The sequence below is a fragment of the Caenimonas koreensis DSM 17982 genome, assembly GCF_009646335.1.
In the GTDB taxonomy this organism is placed as follows: Bacteria; Pseudomonadota; Gammaproteobacteria; order Burkholderiales; family Burkholderiaceae_C; genus Ramlibacter; species Ramlibacter koreensis.
Genome location: NZ_WJBU01000016.1, coordinates 24,317 through 45,813 on the forward strand (window position 1 = coordinate 24,317; position 21,497 = coordinate 45,813).

20 protein-coding genes are annotated in these 21,497 nt (G+C 64.2%); 7 read left to right on the plus strand and 13 right to left on the minus strand.

All coding sequences use genetic code 11. The features are described from left to right. Positions 1-3: 3 nt before the first annotated feature. Positions 4-1,185, minus strand: a complete 1,182-nt coding sequence (locus GHT07_RS16190) for a hypothetical protein (protein WP_194792964.1) — start codon at positions 1,183-1,185, stop codon at positions 4-6. A 143-nt stretch (positions 1,186-1,328) separates the two neighbouring features. Continuing rightward, positions 1,329-1,799, minus strand: a complete 471-nt coding sequence (locus GHT07_RS16195; protein WP_153586150.1) for a type III secretion system chaperone family protein — start codon at positions 1,797-1,799, stop codon at positions 1,329-1,331. 161 nt (positions 1,800-1,960) lie between these two features. Here GHT07_RS16195 and GHT07_RS16200 point away from each other — a divergent pair, with 161 nt between their 5' ends. Together GHT07_RS16200 and GHT07_RS16205 are read left to right on the plus strand one after the other, a co-directional pair. Continuing rightward, on the plus strand, positions 1,961-3,052 hold the full coding sequence (locus GHT07_RS16200; RefSeq protein ID WP_153586151.1) for a DUF2855 family protein: 1,092 nt from the start codon (positions 1,961-1,963) through the stop codon (positions 3,050-3,052). 43 nt (positions 3,053-3,095) lie between these two features. Continuing rightward, a complete protein-coding gene (locus GHT07_RS16205; protein ID WP_153586152.1) occupies positions 3,096-4,097 on the plus strand; it encodes a serine/threonine protein kinase in 1,002 nt (333 codons plus the stop codon). Positions 4,098-4,116: 19 nt separating this feature from the next. Here GHT07_RS16205 and GHT07_RS16210 read toward each other — a convergent pair whose 3' ends face one another. Continuing rightward, a complete protein-coding gene (locus tag GHT07_RS16210; protein ID WP_194792965.1) occupies positions 4,117-6,183 on the minus strand; it encodes a CAP domain-containing protein in 2,067 nt (688 codons plus the stop codon). Between the two features lie 107 nt (positions 6,184-6,290). Then, positions 6,291-7,166, minus strand: coding sequence for a fumarylacetoacetate hydrolase family protein (locus tag GHT07_RS16215; RefSeq protein ID WP_153586154.1), 876 nt, complete (start codon positions 7,164-7,166; stop codon positions 6,291-6,293). 65 nt (positions 7,167-7,231) lie between these two features. On the opposite strand from GHT07_RS16215, the gene GHT07_RS16220 reads away from it, so the two are divergent. From GHT07_RS16220 to GHT07_RS16230, 3 genes are read left to right on the plus strand one after another with little or no spacing between them, the layout of a single operon-like run. Continuing rightward, positions 7,232-8,236 carry a tripartite tricarboxylate transporter substrate binding protein gene (locus tag GHT07_RS16220; protein ID WP_153586155.1) on the plus strand — a complete coding sequence of 335 codons (1,005 nt, stop codon included), beginning with the start codon at positions 7,232-7,234 and terminating at the stop codon, positions 8,234-8,236. Positions 8,237-8,241: 5 nt separating this feature from the next. Continuing rightward, complete coding sequence (locus tag GHT07_RS16225; protein WP_194792966.1) at positions 8,242-9,237, plus strand: tripartite tricarboxylate transporter substrate binding protein; 996 nt, start codon at positions 8,242-8,244, stop codon at positions 9,235-9,237. A gap of 1 nt (position 9,238) precedes the next feature. After that, positions 9,239-9,940: a molybdate ABC transporter substrate-binding protein gene (locus GHT07_RS16230; protein ID WP_323740975.1), complete on the plus strand. Its 702-nt coding sequence runs from the start codon at positions 9,239-9,241 to the stop codon at positions 9,938-9,940. 10 nt (positions 9,941-9,950) lie between these two features. Here GHT07_RS16230 and GHT07_RS16235 read toward each other — a convergent pair whose 3' ends face one another. From GHT07_RS16235 to GHT07_RS16245, 3 genes are read right to left on the minus strand one after another with little or no spacing between them, the layout of a single operon-like run. Continuing rightward, entirely contained in the window at positions 9,951-10,160 is a 210-nt protein-coding gene (locus tag GHT07_RS16235) for a YgaP family membrane protein (protein WP_153586157.1), read from the minus strand. Continuing rightward, positions 10,157-13,414 carry an efflux RND transporter permease subunit gene (locus GHT07_RS16240; RefSeq protein ID WP_228488389.1) on the minus strand — a complete coding sequence of 1,086 codons (3,258 nt, stop codon included), beginning with the start codon at positions 13,412-13,414 and terminating at the stop codon, positions 10,157-10,159. Before GHT07_RS16240 ends, GHT07_RS16235 begins: the two co-directional genes overlap by 4 nt. A gap of 46 nt (positions 13,415-13,460) precedes the next feature. Continuing rightward, entirely contained in the window at positions 13,461-14,612 is a 1,152-nt protein-coding gene (locus GHT07_RS16245; RefSeq protein WP_153586158.1) for an efflux RND transporter periplasmic adaptor subunit, read from the minus strand. 99 nt (positions 14,613-14,711) lie between these two features. On the opposite strand from GHT07_RS16245, the gene GHT07_RS16250 reads away from it, so the two are divergent. Next, the gene (locus tag GHT07_RS16250; protein WP_153586159.1) at positions 14,712-15,086 is read left to right on the plus strand and encodes an ArsR/SmtB family transcription factor; all 375 of its coding nucleotides are present in this window, start codon (positions 14,712-14,714) and stop codon (positions 15,084-15,086) included. Between the two features lie 45 nt (positions 15,087-15,131). On the opposite strand, the gene htpG is transcribed toward GHT07_RS16250, so the two are convergent. Then, the gene (gene htpG, locus GHT07_RS16255; RefSeq protein WP_153586160.1) at positions 15,132-17,042 is read right to left on the minus strand and encodes a molecular chaperone HtpG; all 1,911 of its coding nucleotides are present in this window, start codon (positions 17,040-17,042) and stop codon (positions 15,132-15,134) included. Positions 17,043-17,217: 175 nt separating this feature from the next. Here htpG and GHT07_RS16260 point away from each other — a divergent pair, with 175 nt between their 5' ends. Next, positions 17,218-17,454: a hypothetical protein gene (locus GHT07_RS16260; protein WP_153586161.1), complete on the plus strand. Its 237-nt coding sequence runs from the start codon at positions 17,218-17,220 to the stop codon at positions 17,452-17,454. A gap of 78 nt (positions 17,455-17,532) precedes the next feature. Here the strand turns inward: GHT07_RS16260 and GHT07_RS16265 are convergent, their stop codons facing one another. The 5 genes from GHT07_RS16265 to GHT07_RS16285 all read right to left on the minus strand — a co-directional run bounded on the left by GHT07_RS16265 (position 17,533) and on the right by GHT07_RS16285 (position 21,475). Next, positions 17,533-17,826, minus strand: a complete 294-nt coding sequence (locus GHT07_RS16265) for a DUF4148 domain-containing protein (RefSeq protein WP_153586162.1) — start codon at positions 17,824-17,826, stop codon at positions 17,533-17,535. Between the two features lie 237 nt (positions 17,827-18,063). Continuing rightward, positions 18,064-19,422, minus strand: coding sequence for an ATP-binding protein (locus tag GHT07_RS16270; protein ID WP_228488390.1), 1,359 nt, complete (start codon positions 19,420-19,422; stop codon positions 18,064-18,066). Then, positions 19,419-20,111: a response regulator gene (locus GHT07_RS16275; protein WP_153586163.1), complete on the minus strand. Its 693-nt coding sequence runs from the start codon at positions 20,109-20,111 to the stop codon at positions 19,419-19,421. Before GHT07_RS16275 ends, GHT07_RS16270 begins: the two co-directional genes overlap by 4 nt. 33 nt (positions 20,112-20,144) lie before the next feature. Next, a complete protein-coding gene (locus tag GHT07_RS16280) occupies positions 20,145-20,372 on the minus strand; it encodes a hypothetical protein (RefSeq protein ID WP_153586164.1) in 228 nt (75 codons plus the stop codon). 80 nt (positions 20,373-20,452) lie between these two features. Next, on the minus strand, positions 20,453-21,475 hold the full coding sequence (locus GHT07_RS16285; protein WP_153586165.1) for an ABC transporter substrate-binding protein: 1,023 nt from the start codon (positions 21,473-21,475) through the stop codon (positions 20,453-20,455). Positions 21,476-21,497 lie beyond the last annotated feature (22 nt).

Here is a 21,497-nt window from a genome sequence, read left to right on the forward strand (position 1 = left end):
GACTCAGACGAGGCTGGCTTCGCGCGCGTGCCTGCGACGAATGCCGGCCTCGCCATAGACCACTGTGTTGTGGCGATACTCCGTGGTGCCTTGAACGGCACCCGCCAGCAGGCGCAGGTTGCGCCACTGCTCACTGCCCACCGGATACATGTTGCTCGCCATCACGCACAAATCGACCGGCGCCCAGCCACCGACGCGCATGGCTGCGTGATGCGCAATGTTTTCCCGCACGCCGCTGCCCATGTGCAGGTTCTGCAGCAGCTGCGTGCAACCCCCACCGCTTTTCCAGCGAACCGAATAGCCACGCAAGAGCGCCAGTGCGTACAGCATGAACGGTGCCTGCACGTCGTCGAACACCTCGTTCAACAGTGAACTGTTGGACGTAGCGAGCCCGGAGGTGAAAACGGCGGTGAAGTCGTAGTTCTTTGGAAAGCCGAATGTGTTGATCAGCACATCCTGCAACAACACTTTCTCGGCCATGCTGGTGCCCGTGTACACAAGTGCCGCGCCTGTTGTGCGCTGGTAGTCAAAGCGGGCCAGCGCGTCTCCTGCGACCGGGTTGCCATCTTCGTCGAGCACTTCGAGTGCGGGCAGCACGCCCTTCATCACGCCATTGCCCATCGTGTCGCGAATGATCTGCGTCACTTCACGAAACAAAACCTGCAGGGTGAGCAGCACGATCGACCTGTAGGCATCGTCAGACGACGAGGAGACCAGGACTGCCGCGATGGCGGGCGCCGACCCCACCATTGCGCCGCCAGCTTTGAATCCTTCGCGATACTCCTGCAAACCCAGTCGATGCGCCAGAAGGTCGCCCGCCACCCAGCCTGCCCCAGCGCCGATACCAAGCCCCGCTATGCCCGCTACAGCGCCCAGGCTCGCAGCCGCTGCGTCATCGGCCGTCGCCATGTCCGTCGTGGCTGCGCGGCCAGCCAGCGCTGCCAGCAAGCCGACACCATGGCTGAACGGCACTTTCACGAACCCGTTGATCAGCCCCACGCCGAGGCAGTTGCAAAAACTCTGGCATTTGCTGATGCGGCGTGGCCTGTCGCCCTGCAGTTCTGGCATATCTTGCTGCTGAGCAGCCGCTGGTGTGGCGGGTAGCGCAACGGGCGCCGGATCGTGTTGTGGTGTTGGGCGCGCAAGATCTCGCAGCATGCGGCCTTGCTGCAATGCATTTGCCATGTTGTGCTTCTCCCTTGTCTCCAGGCTCTTTTTTTGGACTGGTACTTAGTAGTTACTCGAAAGTCGGTGAGCGTGCCCATGCACGGCCACACTGGCATCAGCACTTGTGCCCATTGCCTTCATCGAGTGAACGTGGTTTGCGATCACGCCAGGCGGTGCACATCCACTGCATTGCCGCTGGGCTCGTCGGGCGCGAGCGTCGGGTCCGCCCGCCAGCGCAAGGCAATGCCGGTCAGGCGCACGATGGAGTCGAAGGCGCTTTGGGCATCGACTCTGGACAGGGCGATGTGCTGGCGCATCACGACTTCGCCCGTGGCAGGATTCATGCCGAACACGGGCGCTGCATGGCCCAGCATCGTGTAGTTCGCCTCGGCCATCACCTGCAACGCGTCCAGCTCCATGCCTTGCGCAATCGAGCCGAAAGTCACTGCAACGAAGGCATCGTCACATGGCTCGTCGCCCAACGCGGGCAGTTGAAATACATCGACGACCACCTCTTGAATGACGAGGTGAAACGCGACGACGCCCGCGCCGTCAGGCTCAAGCTGTGGAGTGGCAATGCCGGCACAACGACAGAGCGCATGGGCGAACTGGGAGAAATCGGCAAACGGCAAAGCTACGACTCCTGAAGGTCCAATGGATGAGGACGCGAACCCTTTGATGAGGCCGGACTTGGTAACGGCCCCTGCGCACTAGTTCCACGGCGCATACTGACGTGTCGCCTATGCAGCCAATCCTTGTTGATGCGGCGAGACGTTTGGGCTACCTTGTCGGCATGACCACCACCACCTTGCATGTGCGCCAGAACGAGCTGGCCACCACCCGACTTGTGTCTCGCGATGACGCGCCGCTTGCCGCCGGGCAGATTCGCGTACGTGTCGATGCGTTCGCACTCACTGCAAACAACATCACCTACGCCGCGTTCGGCGATGCGATGAATTACTGGCGGTTTTTTCCGAGTGGCGAAGAAGGCTGGGGCATCGTTCCGGTGTGGGGCTTTGCCAGCGTCGTGCAGTCGCAGCATCCCGGCGTAGCGGTGGGCGAGCGACTCTACGGCTACTGGCCCATGTCAAACTTTGCCGTGCTGCAGCCAGACCGCCTCACACCCGCAGGTTTCAGCGATGCTGCGCCGCACCGCGCAGAGCTGCACGCCGTGTACAACAGCTATGTGCGCGCCGCGAGCGATCCGTTCTACACGGCCGACACAGAAGATGCGCAAGCGTTGCTGCGGCCGCTTTTCATCACGTCATGGCTGATCGACGACTTTTTTGCCGACAACGACTTCTTCGGTGCCACCACCGTGCTGCTGTCGAGCGCGTCGAGCAAGACGGCCTACGGCACGGCATTCCAGCTGAAGCAGCGCCCGGGCATCGAAGTCATTGGCCTCACGTCTGCATCGAACAAAGCGTTCTGCGAAAGCCTTGGCTGCTACACGCGCGTGCTGGCCTACGACGAGCTCGACCAGATCCCCGCTGACACGGCCTGCGTCTACACCGACTTCGCGGGCAACTCGGATCTGCGCCGCGCCATTCACACGCGTTTTGCAAACCTGAAGTACAGCTGCTCCATCGGCGGCACACACGTCGAACATCTCGGCGGCGCAAAAGACCTGCCCGGCCCACGTGCGGTGCTGTTTTTCGCGCCCGCGCAAATCAAGAAGCGCCAGACCGAATGGGGCGGCAACGAGCTGGGCAAACGGCTGGTCGCTGCGTGGCATGCGTTCAGCGCGAAGGTGAGCAACCCTGCAACGCCCTGGCTCGAGGTCAGGCGCCACCAGGGCGCTGAAGCCGTGGTCGAGGCTTACGCAACGGTGCTGGCCGGCAAGGGCGATCCACGCGTAGGGCACATCCTGTCGCTGCCCGGCTAGAGGGCGCGCAAGGCGTTGCAGGACGCGGCCCCACAATCGCAGCATGTCCCTGCACGCTTACGAATCTCTCACGCCCGACCTGGTTCTCGATGCGCTCGCCAGTGTGGGCCTGGAGGGCGACGGCCGCCTCATGGCGCTGAGCTCGTACGAAAACCGTGTCTACCAGGTGCGCCTGGGCGATGCGTACGAGGGCAACGACGACGTGGTGGCCAAGTTCTATCGCCCGGGGCGATGGAGCGAGGCGCAGATTCTGGAAGAGCATTCATTCGCGGCTGAGTTGATGGCTGGCGAAGTGCCGATGGTCGGCCCGCTCGTGCTAGGCGGCAAGACGCTGCATGAGTTCGGCGGCTTTTCATTCAGCGTGAGCCCGCGTCGCGGCGGGCGCGCGCCTGAACTCGACGACAACGAAGTGCTGGAGTGGATTGGCCGCTTTCTCGCGCGCATCCACATCATCGGTGCGTCAAAGCCATTCACGCACCGGCCCGCGCTGGACGTTTCGACGTTCGGCCACGAGCCACGCGACTGGCTGCTCACACAGAACGTGATTCCGCTGGACGTGCAGTCGGCCTGGGAGAAGCAGTGCAACGAGGCGCTTGCGATGATCGAAGACTCGCCGCTGGGCGACACGACGGACGGCGGCCTGAAGTTCATCCGCCTGCATGGCGACTGCCATCCGGGCAACATCCTGTGGGTGCCCGCGCAAGGCCCGCACTTTGTCGATCTCGACGATGCGCGCACAGGCCCCGCGGTGCAGGACATGTGGATGCTGCTGTCTGGCGACCGCGCGCAGCGGCAGGCAAAGCTGGGGCCGCTGGTCGATGGCTACGAGACGATGCGCGAGTTCAACCGCGAAGAGCTCGCGCTGATCGAGCCGCTGCGCACGCTGCGCCTGATTCACTACAGCGCGTGGCTCGCCCGCCGCTGGGCCGATCCGATCTTCCCGATCAACTTTCCGTGGTTCGGCAGCAGCGACTACTGGCAGGGCCAGGTGCAGATGCTCGAAGAGCAGGTCGAAGCCATGGCTGAGCCGCCGCTCGTGGTCTAGGGCCCGTTCACACGATGGATCAGTGGCAGCCCGCCGTGTTGAACCACCCCTCGGTATTGCCGAGGTTCACCAGGTTGCCATTGAAGTAGTAGTACACGCTCGAGTCACCCGAGTTGATCCCCAGATAGAAGTTGGTGGCCGGGTAGTAGCGCAAATAGAAACCCAGGTAGTCGAACGACTCCACGTGGGGGGCGAGTATTCCCGGCAGCGCCGCCTCGGCCCAGTTGAACAGGCAATCGCGCCGGTCGATGGCGGCGGTCACGGCCACGGCTTTGGTCATGCCCCATTCAGCAAAGTAGCCGTTCATGCCGGGGCGCGCTTGCAGCAGCACATTGCCCACACCAGCGCCCGAGAAGTTGAATGTCGGCGTGCCGGCCTCGCTTGTGTTCATCACCGAGACAGCCGTGGCGCCCGTGATCTTGATGTCGTCGAGATACCAGCCGACGCCGGCGTCCGATTGGTTGTAGTACGCGCCGACCGCCAGGCGCTGGTAGCGGAAGCGAATCCGCACGGTGCGGTCGGCATAACTGGCGAGCGAAAGCGTCTTCGTGCTGAAACTGGTCTCGCCGGGCTGGTCCGTGCCGGCCTGCGAGTAAATGGGAACCCAGGCGTGCCCATCGTCGGTCGAGATTTCCACCAGCGCCACTTGCGCAGGCGTTGCGACGCCCAGGCGGCTCTTGAATTCCAGCTGCGTCGTGGGCGTCACGCCCAACATCGTGTTGAGCACCAGGCTCTGGTCGACGCCCGGCGCATGCGTGAGGTGGAACGATGCGCCGCCTTGCGCCTTCACATCCGTCGCCACGACGCTGTAGCCAGGGTTGACCGGCGCGGCGAAGTTGCCGGCGCCGCTTTCAGCGCCGTCGTTGAGCGTGTAGGGGTCGGACTGCAGCCAGCGCCATTGATACGACGTGGCACCTGGCACGGCAGCGAATGAATAGGCCGTGTCTTTCGCAGCGGGGATCGACGCTGCGCCCGAAATGGTGATCGGCCCGTCGCCCGTGCCTGCGACATCCGGGTCGAACACGATCACGTCGTAACTCGTGGGTGCCACACCCACGATGTTCGAGATGGTGACGTGGTACGTGGTGTCGCCCGCAGGCTTGTCCCAGGTGGCGCCGTCGGCCATGCACTTCGGGCGCCACACCACCGAGTTCTCGCCAAAGCCGTTCTGCACGGTTTCCTTGCAGGTGGAGATCGGGATGCCGTTCTCCGTCATCGTGATGGTGGCGTTCGTGAAGGTGCCCAGCGGATGCGAGAACGACCAGCGCGCATACGTGGTGGTGTAGGGCGAGTAGCCCTTGGCGGGCCAGGCGACGTAGGTGTCGCGCACCGCAGGGCGAGCATCGAAGAAATGGCTGTCCTGGATCCAGATTGCGTTGGTCTGCGGCGAGCCCGTGATGTCGCCCGTGCCCATCAACCTGGTTTGCGGATAGAGCAGCCAGCGCCGGTGACCCGCGACGTTGTTGCTGGGCCCCGAGTCATTGATGTAGTTGGTGATGCTCTCGACGCCCGACGAGCCGAACGCCAGGTTCGACTTACCCGCCGCTTCAGCGACAGTGGCGTTAAAGCAGAGTCCAGAGGTGGGGGTGTGGGTGAGCGTGTTGTTCGCCGACATGAACAACGCAGCCTGCTGCGCCTTGGCACTGAGCGTCGGATCGAATTGCACCGTGGCGGGCACACCCGCCATGGCGCGGAACCAGTTCACGCGGCGCAACACGGCAGCCTTGTACTCAGAGGAAGTTTCCCCGGCAACGCAGCCTGCGACGTTGCCCGTCCAGCCGCTGTCAAAGCCTTCGCTGGAAGCAAAGACCGTCTTGTAGAAAAGCCTGACCTGTTCGCGGTTTTGCGGGTTGACCGAATAGCCGAAGTCGGCACCTGTGGCCAGCGGGCCGCGCGTCGCAGTGCTCGCCTGGGGCAGGCCCTGCAGCGACGCGGCCGTGGCAGGCGCCGAGGGCGCTGTCGGCCCGGTGCGCTGCACGGAGGCTTGCGGCTGGAGCCCGGCACCGGCAGGCGCATCGCCGCCGCCGCAACCCGCCAACGAAATTGCCGCGAGCGACGCCGCGGCAACCAGTTTGAATGTATGCATCGAAAGCCCTTCCAAGCCAGGCGCAAGCCGGACTGCTGAGTCCGGCGGACGGGCCATTTTGCGTCAGGCGCACGCCTGACGGAAGAGCGTTTTAACGGGCGCGGGTACTACCGCACACGATTTTCGATGGTGCCGATACCGGCGATTTCCATACGGACCGTGTCGCCCGGCCGCAGGTACTTCGGCGGCTTGAACCCGATGCCGACACCCACAGGCGTTCCCGTCGCGATGACGTCGCCGGGGTACAGCGTGATGCCTGCAGAGATCGTCTGCACCAAGGTTGGGATATCGAAGATGAAGTCTTTCGTCGATGCGTCCTGGCGCAGCTCGCCATTGACCCAGCACTTGACCTGTGTGTTCGCGCCGTCGCACTCGTCGGCGCTCACGACCCATGGGCCTATCGGGCAGAACGTGTCGAATGATTTGCCCAGGTGCCATTGCTGGTGCCGCGATTGCCAGTCGCGCGCCGTCACATCGTTCACGATGGTGTAGCCCCACACATGGCTCATCGCGTCTGCGGCCTTGATCCCCTTGCCGCCACGCCCGATCACCACGGCCAGCTCGGCCTCGTAGTCGATTGCGTCCGAGACGCCTTGCGGCATCACGATGTCGTCGAACGGGCCCACAACGCACTCAGGCACCTTGGTGAAGATGATCGGATGCGCGGGAATGTCGCCGCCCGACTTCGCGCTGGAATCAAAGCCGCTGCCTGCGAATTCGCGTGCATGCGCGTAGTAGTTTTTGCCCACGCAAAAAATGTTGCGGCGCGGGCGGGGGAATGGGGCCGTGAGCTGCACATCGGCGATGGCGACTGCGTCACCCGCTGCAGCAAGCTGTTCGCCGCGCACGAGCGCCTCAATCAGCGGCAAGGCGCCGAGCGCTGGATCAGCCCCCGGCAACTGGATGGGCTGCACCGACTGCGAGTCGGCCGAGACAAGGCCGGCAAAGGCGCGGCCACCATGGATATACGCTGCAATCCTCATGGGGAAAACTCTCTGGCTTGGGTGAAAGGCAATGTAGCATGCTAACCATCCACAGGAGAGTCTCCATGGATAGCCACCTCAATCGCCGCCTCGCCCTGGCCGCCGCCCTTTCGGTGGCACTGCCGCTGAGCGCACTGCCGCTCGCAGCGCAGGCCCAGACCGCTTCTGCCGCCTATCCCACGAAGTCGATCACCATGGTCGTGCCCTTTCCGCCGGGCGGCCTCGCTGACCTGGTTGCCCGCCCTGTGGCCGAAGCCATGTCGCGCGACCTCGGCCAGCCCGTGGTGATCGAGAACAAGGGCGGCGCGGGCGGCGGCATTGGCATGGCGCAAGTTGCCAAGGCAACGGCCGATGGCTACACGATCCTGATGGCGCTGTCGTCGTACAGCGTGATCCCCGAGGCCGACACGATCCTGGGCCGCGCGCAGATGTACAGCTTTGCTTCGCTGCGGCCGATCGCACGGTTCACGGCCGACCCCACGGTGCTCGCCGTGCGCGCCGAATCGCCGTGGAAGAGCGTCAAGGACTTTGTGGACGACGCGAAGAAGCGCCCCGGCGCGATCAACTACGGCTCGTCGGGCAACTACGGAACCATGCATGTGCCGATGGAAATCCTCGCGCAGAACGCCGGCATCAAGATGACGCACGTGCCGTTCACCGGCGCAGGGCCGGCGGTCGTTGCGCTGCTTGGCGGCCAGATCGATGCCGTGTCGTCAGGGCCAGCGACGGTGCTGCAGCACGTGAAGGCCGGCAAGCTGCGCGTGCTCGCGCATTGGGGCAGCGCGAAGCTCGACGCGCTGCCCGATGTGCCGTCGCTCAAGGACGCAGGCTTCAACGCTGAATATGCGCAGTGGTCGGGGCTGTTCATTCCTGCTGCAACGCCAGAGCCTGTTGCGCAGCGGTTGCGTGCTGCAGCGCGCGTTGCCGCCAATGACGACAAAGTCAAGCAGGTGATCCTCAACGCCGGCAGCCCGGTGCTCTACCAGGACACGCCCGACTTTGAAAAGTATGTGCAAGGCGATGTGCGCCGCATGTCCGATGTGGTGAAGAAAATCGGGAAGGTCGAGTGATGAACATGTCGATTCGCCTTTGGTCCGCGGCGCTAGCGCTGCTGTGCGCGTGCGCATCGCATGCACAGACGCAGGCACAGGCTCAGACGCAGCCACCAGCACAGGCGTGGCCCGCGCGTGCGGTTCGCATCGTGGTCCCCTTCGCTGCTGGCGGGCCAGCCGACAACTACGCGCGGTTCATCGCGCAGCGGCTGCAGGAGTCGCTCGGCCAGTCGTTCGTGATCGACAACAAGCCGGGCGGCGGCTCGGTGCTCGGCACGGACATCGTGGCGAAGTCGCCCGCTGACGGCTACACGCTGCTCTTGATGTCGAACACGCACACGGTGAATGAAACACTGATGGCCGCCAAGCCGTTCGTGCTGATGCGCGACTTCGTGGGCATCGCGCCGATCAACTATTCCGACCTGGTGCTGGTCGCCCACCCTTCGGTGCCCGCGAACAACCTCAAGGATCTGCTGCGCCTGGCGAAGGAGCGGCCGGGCAAGCTGAACTACGCGTCGTCCGGCCCGGGCACGCCGTATCACATGGCCGGCGAGCTCTTCAAGAGCATGGCCGGTGTGTACCTCGTCCACATTCCGTATCGCGGCAGCTCCGGCGCGCGCACCGACGTGATGGGTGGGCAGGTTGACTTGATGTTCGATGCCGTCACCACGATGGCTGAGGTGGTGCGTGCAGGCAAGGTCAAAGCCATTGCCACGACAGGCCTGCAGCGCTCCAACGTGCTGCCCGATGTGCCCACCGTGCACGAGTCGGGCGTGCCGAATTACGAAGCCACGATCTGGCTCGGACTGATGGCACCCAAAGGCACGCCGCCGGCCATCGTTGCGAGGTTGAATGAAGCCGTGTCGAAGATCGCGAGCCAGCCCGACGTGAAGCAGCAGTGGGGCAAGCAGGGCGCGACGCCCATGGTGATGTCGCCCACTGTGTTCGAGAAATACCTGCAGGACGACATCGCGAAGTGGTCGCGCGTGATCAAGACGGCCAACATCAAGGCGGAGTGAAGTGGTTCAACGCATCAGGCTTTTGAGTGGTGGCGCAGCGCAAGGGTTGGTGGGGCAGTTGCAGCAGCGCTTGCTGCACGAAGCCGGGGTTGTTGTCGAGGGCACGTTCAACGCGGTGGGTGCGATGCGCGACAAGCTGCTCGCAGGCGAGCCGTGCGACGCGCTGATCCTCACGCAGCAACTGATAGCCCAGCTCGTCGCCGACGGTCATGTGGTTGCCGGCAGTGATGTGGCTGTGGGAGTTGTGCGCACGGGTGTTGCCGTCAAGGCGGGTGCGCGCGTGCCGGATGTGTCGGGCCCTGAGGCACTGCGCGCTGCACTGCTCGCGGCTGACGGCATCTACTTTCCCGACCCGTTGAAGGCGACTGCGGGGATTCACTTCATGAAGGTGCTGCGCACGCTCGGCATCGCCGACGAGCTGGGCCCGCGTCTGCGCGCGTTCCCGAATGGCGCGACAGCGATGCGCGAGATGGCCGGAGCGGCTGAGGCAGGCGTGATCGGCTGCACGCAGGTCACGGAAATCCTCTACACGCCAGGCGTGCAACTGGCCGATGTGCTGCCGAAGGAATTCGAGCTGGCGACGGTTTACACCGCCGGTGTCTGCTCGAAGGCGCAGCAACCGCAAGCAGCGGCTGCATTCATCGCGATGCTCGCGGGCGTCGAGGCGAAGGCCGTGCGCGAAGCGGGCGGCTTCGAGGCCTGAGCACTGGGCCCTAGCAGCCTGCGCGCACGCCGAAGCGGCGCAGGATGATCTCCAGCGGGCACCACTTGGTGAGCGAGCTTTGCAGCAGGTTGGCACCGACGAATGCCGTGAACGCGAGCCACCACTGGCTCACGAACAACGGGCTGCCCGGCACACCCAGCAACAGCGAAACGAGGATGAACGTGCCCGCGAACAGGCGAACGATTTGCCATGAGGTCATGAAGAAGCTCCTTGGGTAGTTAACGTGGTGCGGCTGCGCGCCTGGCGGCTCGCAGCTGCGAAATACAGCAACGGAATCACCACGAGCGTGAGCAGCGTGCTCACCATGATTCCGAAGATGAGCGAGATGGCGAGCCCGCCGAAAATCGGGTCGTCCAGGATGAACAGCGCACCCAGCATGGCCGCCAGTGCCGTGAGCAAGATCGGTTGCGCGCGCGTTGCGGCTGATGCCACCACGGCTTCTTTCAGCGCCATGCCCTGCGCCTGCTTCAGGTGGATGAAGTCCACCAGCAGGATCGAGTTGCGCACGATGATGCCGGCCAGCGCGATCATGCCGATCATGCTCGTCGCCGTGAACTGAGCGCCGAACAAAGCATGGCCCGGCATCACGCCAATGATCGTCAGCGGAATGGGCGCCATGATGATCAGCGGCACGAGGTAAGAGCCGAACTGAGCGACGACCAGCAGGTAAATCAGCACCAGGCCGACGGCATAGGCCGCCCCCATGTCGCGGAAGGTTTCGTACGTGACTTGCCACTCGCCATCCCACTTCAGCGCGTATTCACGATACGCGTCTGCAGGTTGAGCGATGAAGTATTCCTGCAGCGTACCGCCGCCTGGCACTGCCAACGACTTGAGTTCGCTTCGCATGCGGAACATGCCGTAGAGCGGGCTGTCGAGCTGGCCGGCCATGTCGCCCGTCACGTAGTTCACGGCCAGCAAGTCCTTGTGGTGCACAGGCTGCTCGCGCAGCGTGTCGCTCACCGTCACCAGCTCGCGAATCGGAACCACTTGCCCGGCAGAGCCGCGCACGCCGAGTTGCAACAGTGCGTCGATATCGCCTTGCGCTTGCGCGGGCAGTTGCAGGACAGCCGCAGCCGGGTACTTGCTCTCGTCGCGCAGGAACGCCGCTTCGTCCCCCGCGAGGCCCACGCGCAAGGTGGAGACCACCGCCTGCTGCGACACGCCCAGCGCAGCGGCCTTGCGCCTGTCCACCAGCAATAGCTTGCGCGGCGCGAGTGCGATGCTGCTGTCGTCCACATCGACGACACCTGGTGTGCGCTCGAAGATCGCGCGCACGTCTTTCGCGACGGCGCGGCGCCCCTCGGCTGTGGGGCCATACACCTCCGCGACGATAGGCGCGAGCACGGGCGGGCCGGGTGGCACTTCCACCAGCTTGACGTTCGCGCCCAGGCGCAGGCCGATGGCCTGCAACTGCGGCCGCAGGCGCATCACGATCGCGTGGCTTTGCTCGTGGCGCATCGATTTGTCGGCGAGGTTGACTTGCAGGTCGCCCACCTCGCCGCCTGCGCGCAGGTAGTACTGCCGCAGCAGCCCATTGAAGTTGATGGGCGCTGCCAGGCCCGCATACGCTTCATAGTCCACCACCTCAGGCTGCTGCGCGAGGAACGCGCCCAGTTCGCGCAGCACACCGGCTGTCTTTTCAAGTGGCGTGCCGGCAGGCATATCAACCACCACCTGGAATTCCGACTTGTTGTCGAACGGCAGCATCTTGAGCACCACCAGCCCGAGCGCGGGCAATGCGACGGATACGGCGATCGACACGCCGATCGCAAAAGCAAGCCACCTGCGATTGCGCGAGCCGCGCGTGTCATCCAGCAAAGGCGTGTACACACGCGCTGCCACGCGCTCGATCCACTGCGCCACTCGCGCGGGCGGATGCGCAGTGCCGGTGGAAGGCTTCATCCACAGGCGAGCCAGCCATGGCGTGACGGTAAAGGCCACGATGAGCGAGAGCAACATGCCCATGCTCGCATTGATCGGGATCGGGCTCATGTAAGGCCCCATCAGCCCCGAGACGAAAGCCATTGGCAGTAGCGCAGCGATGACGGTGAGCGTCGCGAGAATCGTCGGGCCGCCGACCTCATCGACAGCGCCGGGGATCAACTGCGCGAGCGATCGCTCAGGGTGAAGCGCCTGGTGCCGGTGGATGTTCTCGACCACGACGATGGCGTCGTCCACCAGCACGCCAATCGAGAAGATCAGCGCGAAGAGCGACACACGGTTGAGCGTGAAGCCCCAGGCCCACGAAGCAAACAACGTCACCGTGAGCGTGAGCACCACGGCGGCGCCAACGATGGCGGCCTCGCGGCGGCCCAGTGCCACGAACACGAGCGCGACAACACAGGCGGTGGCGAACAGCAGCTTTTCGATGAGCTTCATCGCCTTGTCGTTGGCTGTTTTGCCGTAGTTGCGCGTCTGCGCTACGTCAACGGCCTTCGGGATGAGCGTGTTGCGCAGCTGGTCGGTGCGACGCACGACGGCGTCTGCGACATCGATCGCGTTCTCGCCGGGCTTCTTGGTGACTTGCACCGTGACTGCGGGAAACTCCGCGCGCTCTTTGGCGACGCCATGCCACACGTAATGCGTTGCAGGCGGTGCGCCATCGCGGATCGTCGCGACTTCACGCAGGTCCACAGGCCGGCCATTGCGCACGGCGACGACGAGGTCGCCCAGGTCGCGCGCGTCGCGAAGATAGGGGCCCGCTTCGAGTGCAATCGCGCGGTTGCCTGCCAGCAGGTCACCCAGCGGAAGGCCGAGGTTGGCGGATTGCAGCGCCTGCCGCATTTCCGCGACCGTCACGCCCGAGCCGGCCATGCGCTGCGGGTCGAGCTCGACGATCACGGCCCTGCCCGGCCCGCCGAGCGTCGTCACTTCGCGTGTGCCCGCCACGCGCTTGAGGTCTGCCTCCAGGCTATGGGCAACCGTCTCGAGTTCACGCGGGCCGATGGCAGCGTCGCGCGAGAAGAGGGTCAAGGTCACGATGGGGACATCGTCGATGCCCTTGGGCTTGATGATCGGCTGGCCCACGCCCAAGCCGGCGGGCAACCAGTCAGCATGCGAATTCACGGTGTCGTACAGCCGCACCAGCGCCTCGGTGCGCGGCACGCCGACCTTGTACTGCACTGTCACGACAGCCACGCCCGGGCGCGAAACGGACATGACGTGTTCAATACCGGCGATCTGCGCGAGCACTTGTTCGGCGGGACCCGCCACCATCTGCTCCACATCGCGAACCGACGCACCAGGAAACGGGATGATGACATTGGCCATCGTCACGTTGATCTGCGGCTCTTCCTCACGCGGCGTGACGATCACGGCGAACACGCCGAGCAGCAACGCCACCAGCGCGAGCAAGGGCGTGATTTGCGCATGCAGGAAGAACGCTGCGATGCGGCCGGAGACACCGAGGCGTGGGCTGGGGCGCATCTGGGATGTTGTGGGGGTTGTCATGGGCGCTGAGGCGTGTGTGCTGTGAGGTCAGTGCGTGCTTGCGAGCTCAACGTCGCTGGGCCGCTGCCTGCGGATCGAGCGCGACCCGCTCGCCCGCAGAAATACCTGCCAGCACCTCAGTGCGCTCACCCTCCGCGCGGCCCACGCGCACCTGCCGCAGCAGCGCGCGCCCGCCTTCGCCAACGACATACACGGCGGTGAGCTCGCCCTGGCGCCACAGCGCTTGTGAAGGAATGAACAAGCGTGCTGGCGCGCCTTCGACGGTGAGCGGCATCCAGATGCGCGCGAACATGCCGGGCCGCACGGCGCTTCCCGCCGGCAGGTCGAGCCGCACTTCGAGCGTGTGGCTGGCCGGATCGACAGCCGGGAGCACCTGCACGTTCAACGGGACGACCCGCGCCGGCTGCGCGCCGCGGATTTCCACCTGGGGCAACTGGCCGGGTGCAAGCGCCGCCGCTGCTGATTCGGGCACTGCCGCACTCACGCGCAGCGCACGCGGGTCATAGACGGTCATCAGCGCGCGACCGGGCATCGCCATGTCGCCCACCACTGCCGCCACCTCGGCAACCACGCCGTCGTACGGAGCGCGCAGCACGTGGAAGTCGGTCTGCGTGTTGGCGGCACCAGCGGAAGCGAGCTGTGAGGCCGCGCCTGCGACTGTTGATTTGTATTGCGCTTCCGCCCGGTCGAGCGCGGCCTGGCTGATGAAGTTCTGCTTGAACAGCGCCCTCTGCCGCTCCAGTTCGCGCGTGGCCACTTCCTGCTCGGCGCGTGCGGCGCCGACTTGCGCGGTGGCAGCGGCCGCGGTCTGCTGGGCAGCGCGTGCATCAATGCGCAGCAGCACCTGGCCTGCACGCACCGTATCGCCTGCCTTGACTTCGATGGCGACGACGGCACCGGACACCTGCGCCGCAACGCTGGTCTGGCGCACGGCCTGCACGAGGCCATCGAATGCAGCAGTTTGCGATCCGCCTGCCGCCGTGGCAATCGCAACTTGCAAGGCGGGCAGATCCTGCGCCGCCGAGCCGGTCTGCGCGACAGGAGCCGTTGAGGGCGCGAACGCACGTATCGCCAGAAGTACAGCACCGACGAGCACGACGCCAGCCACGGCCCACGCGGCAACGGGCCGCCGCGCAACCACGCGAGGGCGGGAATCAATAGACGGTTGGGTCGGCAGTGCAGTCGTCATTTCTGTCATGGGTGACTTTGTTGGACCATTGATCTATTATTCAATTACATAGTTAAATAGTCAAGCAACTACAATCTGACGACTCCGTGGAAGGCAAGGAAAGAAGCAATGGAAGGTCTCTCACCCGCGGCGATGGAGCAGGTGGCCGCGTATTTCCAGGCGCTGGCCGAGCCGACTCGCCTGCAAATCCTGAATCTGCTGCGCTCGGGCGAGCGCAATGTCGGCGAGATTGCGGCCGAGCTGGGGCACACGTCGGCCAATGTGTCGCGGCACCTGTCGGTGCTGACGCAGCGCGGCCTCGCGCAGCGCGAGGGCCGCGGCACGTCGGTGTACTACCGCATTGCTGACCCCGGCGTGTTCGCGCTATGCGACCTGGTATGCGGCTCGATCGCGCGCCAGCACGAATCGGCGGCGCGCGAGAGCCAGGTTTTCATTGCCAGCGCGAAGCGCGCCACGCGCACGGCGCGGCGCGCAGCGAAGTAGTCGCCCTGCGCTGGGCTGCGCACGTGGCGCAGCTTCTGCCGGTCGTCAGGCCAGCAGCGCGTTCACCCGCTTGACGTAGGCAGCCGGGTCTTCCGGCAGGCCGCCCTCGGCCAGCAATGCCTGGTCGAACAGGATGTGCGCCAGGTCATCAAAGTGATCCGAGCTTTCCAGCTTCTTGACGAGCGGATGCTCGGCGTTCACTTCCAGCACGGGCTTCAAGTCCGGCACCTTCTGGCCGGCCTGCTTAAGCATGCGCGCAAGCTGCGTGCTCATGCCGCCGTCGCTGGCCACCAGGCAGGCGGGTGAATCAACCAGGCGTGACGTCACGCGCACGTCCTGCGCCTTGTCCTTCAAAGCCTCCTTCAGCTTGTCGAGCACGGGCTTGAAGACTTCGGCTGCTTCTTCGGCGGCCTTCTTCTCTGCTTCGTCCTGCAGGCTGCCCAGGTCCACCGCGCCCTTGGCGACCGACTGCATTGGCGTGCCGTCGAATTCCTGCAAGTGCGACAGCGCCCATTCATCGACGCGGTCAGCCATCAGCAGCACTTCAATGCCCTTCTTGCGGAACACTTCGAGCTGCGGGCTGCTCTTGGCGGCTGCGAGTGTTTCGGCGGTGATGTAGTAGATGGCCTCCTGGCCTTCCTTCATGCGTGCCTTGTAGTCGGCCAGGGACACCGTGGGTGCATCGGTGGTTGTGGACGAGAAGCGCAGCAGCTTGCACAGGCGCTCCTGGTTCGCAAAGTCTTCGCCCAGGCCTTCCTTGAGCACCGCGCCGAATTCAGCGTAGAACTTGGCGTACTTGCCCTTGTCTTCTTCGCTGGCGCTCTCGTCCTTCTCGAGTTTCGCGAGGTCTTCGAGCATCGACAGCACACGCTTGGTGCTGCCATCACGGATCGCCTTCACGTCGCGGCTTTCCTGCAGCAGCTCGCGGCTGACGTTGAGCGGAAGGTCGGCCGAGTCGATCACGCCTTTGACGAAACGCAGGTACACAGGCAGCAGCGCTTCGGCGTCGTCCATGATGAAGACGCGCTTGACGTACAGGCGCACGCCAGCGGCCTTGTCACGGTTCCACAAGTCGAACGGTGCCCGCGAAGGGATGTAGAGCAGCTGCACGTATTCGGTCGAGCCTTCGACGCGGTTGTGCGACCACGCCAGCGGCGGCTCGCTGTCGTGCGAGATCTGCTTGTAGAACTCCTGGTATTGCTCGGGCGTGATGTCTTTCTTGGCGCGCGACCAGAGCGCGCTCGCCTGGTTGACGGTTTCCCACTCATCGGTGAGCACCATCTCACCGCCCTTGTTGTCTTCGCCTTCCTTCCACTCTTCCTTGCGCATGAGGATGGGCAGCGAGATGTGGTCGGAATACTTGGCGACGATCGCCTTGAGCTTCCAGGTTGAAAGGTAGTCGAGCGCGTCGTCGCGCAGGTGCAGCGTGACGCTGGTGCCGCGCTGCTCGCGGGTGATGGTCTCTACCTCAAAGTCACCGGCGCCGCCGCTGACCCAGCGCACGCCGTCTTCTGGCGCAGCGCCGGCACGGCGCGACTCCACGGTGATCTTGTCGGCGACGATAAAGCCTGAATAAAAGCCCACGCCGAACTGGCCGATCAACTGCGCGTCTGCCTTCTGGTCGCCCGAGAGCTTGCCCATGAATTCGCGCGTGCCGCTCTTGGCAATCGTGCCGAGGTTGTCAATGGCTTCCTGCTGCGACAGGCCGATGCCGTTGTCGGCAATGGTGAGTGTCTTGGCCGCCTTGTCGAACGACACCCGCACTTCGAGGCTGGGTGCAGACTCATAAAGCGCGTTGTTGTCCAGCGCTTCGAAGCGAAGCTTGTCGCAGGCGTCCGACGCATTGGAGATCAGTTCGCGCAGGAAGATCTCCTTGTTGGAATACAGGGAGTGCGTGACCAGGTGAAGGAGCTGCGCCACCTCGGCCTGGAACGAGAGGGTTTGTTTTTGGCTCATGGATTAGTTGCAATCGTGACAAATTGGACGGGCCGCCGATTTTGACGGGCCCTGCACCGGCGAAGGAAGAGCACACCGGCAAGCCGCTGGTTACAGTAGCCGCCGGAACTTCCTCACCAGCCTGGATTTTCGTCCAAAACGCAGCAGGACTTCCTGCAGACACCACGCACTCATCATGAACATCGACCTGCTGCCACTGAGCGCCTTGGCCCTTGAAACCTGGGGCACGCATGTTGCCGGCTGCGACGCCGTCCACACGTTGACGCTGCAGCATGGTCAAAACCCGGTCGTTCCTGTCGACGAAGAAATGGCCGGCATCGCCATCGCGGGGCGCGCTGCTCATCCATACCCCGCCCAGTTGCATGTCACGGTTGACTTTGCCAGCCGCGAGGCCATCACCGTCACGTTCTGACCGGTCAAGCTGCCAAACAAAAAGCGCCCCACGGGGCGCTTTTTGTTTGGCAGGCGGCGACAGGCGCCGCATGACTTCTTACAGGCCGCCGGCTTCGCCGTAGCCGATCTGGCCCAGGCGAACAGCTTCGATGGCTTGTGCGCGCACCGTGCGGACTTCGGTGGAAGTCTTCATCGGCTCCATCACTTTGGAGGCAGCCGGAATGGTGCTGTGCGACTTCGCTTCGACGATGGCTTCTGCCTTCACTTCAGCGACGGGGCGCGTCGAGGTGAATTGCAGCGCGAATTGCGATGCATCTGCTTCGTCAGCGCGAACGCCGGCGGATGCGATGGCTGCGAATGCGGCGACGGCGAGGATGGCTTTGGAATTCATGATGGACCTTTCAGTGTGGACAAGTGAGTGAACTTCGGTTGTTGCGGGTGCTTTGTTTGTTCCTGCATCAACCGTGATGTCACTGTAGGTTTTGGCCTTTAGCTGGTCCTTAGGGGTTGCTTAGGTGTGAGTTAGCGCTTGTCTTTTCTTTGCGCTGCTGTTCGGGGTAGGCTGCGAACGGCGGGTGGCCGGCGGCCGCGGCACCGCCCTGAATAACAAGAGTGCGCAAGAACGAAGTCAGGCAGGCTCGACGCGCGCAACTAACCCACTGCGATCATCACGATTGCGCAACTCAATACGAAGGCCGCATCGTTGCGCCGCAGATGCAGCAATGGCCAAACCCAGGCCGCTGCCGCGCACGCTGCTACCCGGCACACGGAAGAAGCGATCAAACACGCGTGACAGCAAATCGGGCGGAATACCCGGGCCGGTGTCGATGACTTCAACGGCGGGCTTCGCACCATCGTTCACGACGCGCACATCCACCACACCGCCTTCAGGCGTGTATCGCAACGCGTTCTCGATGAGGTTGTCGAGCACGCTGCGCAAGTCCGCTGGGGAACACTTGAACGTCGGCGCCGGGCCCTCGCTGGGCACCAGCCCGAGATCGATATTGCGCTGGTCGGCCAGCGTGATGAGCGCATTCATGCTCTCGTGCAATTGCGCCTGCAAGTCGACCGTCCGGGCAGCTTCAACCAACGGCGCTTCCTGGCGCGACAGGCGCAGCAGCTGGTCGACAAGCCGCTGCGCACGAACGACACCTGCTTCGAGCTGCGAGAAACTTTCGCGGCACGAACCCGCCGGCAAGTCGTGCCGCACGTTCTCCAGCTGCAGCGCAACAGCGGTGATGGGGGTGCGCAACTCATGCGCTGCGTCCTGCACGAAGCGGCGCTGCGTCGCGAAAGCGTCGCGCAATCGCGTGAGCAAACTGTTGAACGACACGACCAGCGGACGAATCTCCGCGGGCACCCGGTCCAGCGGCAATTCGGTGATGTGATGCTCGTCCTGCAAGGCGGCCTGACGGCCGATGTCCTGCACGGCGCGCGACATCGACGCAGCCACGCCCCAGAGTGTGAGGATGGCCAGCGGCAGCAGGATCAGCACGGGCGCGATGGCCGCGCCAGCACGCTCGATCGCGAGCTTCGAGCGGAACGTGCCGCTCTGGAACACCTGCACGCGCCGCCCGGACACGCCGCTCGCATCCGTCGAGTACACACGCCAGGTGGTGTCGTTGGACACGACATCCTTCAGGCCCGCTTCCGGCTGCAAACCCGCCGTCAGCGGCGCATAGGAGTTCAAGCGCTGGCGGCCTTCCTTGTCCCACACCTGCACCACATACGCGCCGTAGTGATGGATGCGCTCAATCGTCGGCGACTTCGGCGCGACAGTGTCTTCCTGTGCGGCGATGGAATTGGCCAGCTGCATCATCTGCTCGTCCATGAACTCGCCGACCATGCGGTTGTAGCTCCAGTACGAGAACCCGGCAGACACAACGCCGACCAGCAGGAACAGCGGGATCAACCAGAGCATCAAGGCGCGCCGCAGCGAGCACATGCGCCCCGTCGGGAACACATGGAAGACCGGGTGGAAGCTCATTGCGGCTCCTCCTGTCGCGCCGCGATGGGCGTGCCCGCTGCTATGCGCCAGCCCAAGCCGCGCACGTTGCGGATCGTGTCGGCCCCCAGCTTGCGGCGCATGCCGTGGATCAATACGTCCACCGCGTTGCTGCTGACTTCTTCGCCCCAGCCGTAGATGCGGTTTTCGAGCTGCTCGCGCGAAAGGATGGCGCCGGGCCGCTCGAGCAAAGCATGCAAAAGCGCGAACTCGCGGGCTGACAATTGCGAGCGCTCGCCAACCACCACGACCTCACGGGTCGTGATGTCGAGCTGCACTTCATTGCTGCCAATCACCGAATGCGCCGCACCATCACGGCGGCGGATCACCGCGCGCATGCGGGCGAGCAATTCACGAAAGTCGTAGGGCTTGAGGATGTAGTCGTCGGCGCCGACATCCAGGCCATTGATGCGGTCGTCAATGCCGTCGCGCGCCGTGAGCACGAGCACCGGTGTGTGGTCGCCCATGCTGCGCGCCTTGCGCAGCACCTCGATGCCGTCGCGCTTGGGCAAACCCAAGTCGAGGAGCATGCACGCGTAGTCGCCATCAGCCAATGCGCTTTGGGCCAGCACGCCGTCCTTGACCCAGTCGACAGAAAAACCGTTCGAACCCAGGGCCTGCTTCAGGCTCTGGCCGATCATTTCGTCGTCTTCGACTAGTAGGACTCGCATAGTGGCTTTTGGCTTTCCGAAGCAATGATGCTTCTAGTGCAGGCGGTGGCCCGCGTTCCAGCGCCACTCGCGGATCAGCTCGCGCAACCGGGCCAGACCGGCCAGCAACGCGCCCGACGCGGCGAGCGCTGCGACAACGAGCACTGGCGTGAGGGTTGGCCCCCACACGAGCACCGCGCTGAACGAGGTGGCTATCAGGCTGGCAAGAGCGAAGAGGACGACGGCCATGCGAGAGTTGGTGCGGTGGGGGCGGGTGTACATGGGGCTTTCCTCAAAAAGGGAATACCCCGACTGTAGGGACGGACATTTAGGCCGGCATTAGTTCCAGCTGTCAAGGCGGCTCAGCGCGGCTGGGACTCGACTTCCCTGACCCACCTGTCCACCAGCCGCTTGCGCTCTGCCGCCCGGCCGTACTTCTCGAAGTCGTACTTGATGAGGCGCACGTCGTCCGTCTTGGGGATGCGCGGGTCAGGCGCGAACGTCTTGTTGGCGGGCGTCTGCAGGCTGTTGGCGCGCGCGCCGATCTGCTGGCCTTCCTTGCTCATCAGCCAGTCGTAATAGCGCCTGGCGCCTTCGCGGTTGCGCGAACCCTTGATCAGCGCAATGCCGCCGATTTCATAGCTGGTGCCTTCGCAGGGCGCCGCCGAGTAAACCGGGAATTTGTTGGTGATGCGCTCATTCTCGAAACCGAAAATGAAGCTCACGCCGATAGCGACCTCACCCTTGGCAACGCTGCGAGCCTGCGCCGTGCCGCTGCGCGTGTACTGCGTGACGTTCTTGTGCAGCTTCTTGAGGTAGTCGAACGCCTGGTCTTCGCCCATCAGCTGCACCAGCCCCGCCAGGATCGTGTAGGCCGTGCCGCTCGATGCAGGGTGCGAGGTTTCGATGTCGCCCTTGTAACGCGGATCGAGCAGGTCCTTCCAGCACTTCGGTGCGCGCAGCTTCTTCTTTTTCAGCAGGTCTTCATTCCAGCCGAAACCGATCGCGCTGGTATAGAAGCCGCCCACATAGTTCTGGCTCATCGCGTACTGGCGCACCGCCCATCCGTGCAGGTCATTCAGGTACTCGGGCCGGTACGGGTCGAGCAAGCCTGTTTCAGCCGCCTGGTAGAACGGGTCGCCCGTGCCACCCCACCAGATATCCGTCTTCGGGTTGGACGCCTCGGCGCGGATCTGCGCGAGTGCTTCGCCGGTGGCCTTGCGGGTTTGCAGAACCTTGATGCCCGTGGTGCGCGTGAACTCCTGCGCTGCAAGTTCGCACCACGCCTGGTCAGTGCTGCAGATCGCAGAGACCGTGCCGGTCTGCGCATGGGCCGTGCCCAGGGCCGCGAACAACGCGGCGATTGCAAGGGTTCTTTTCAGCATGACATCTCCTGTTCTCCAAGAA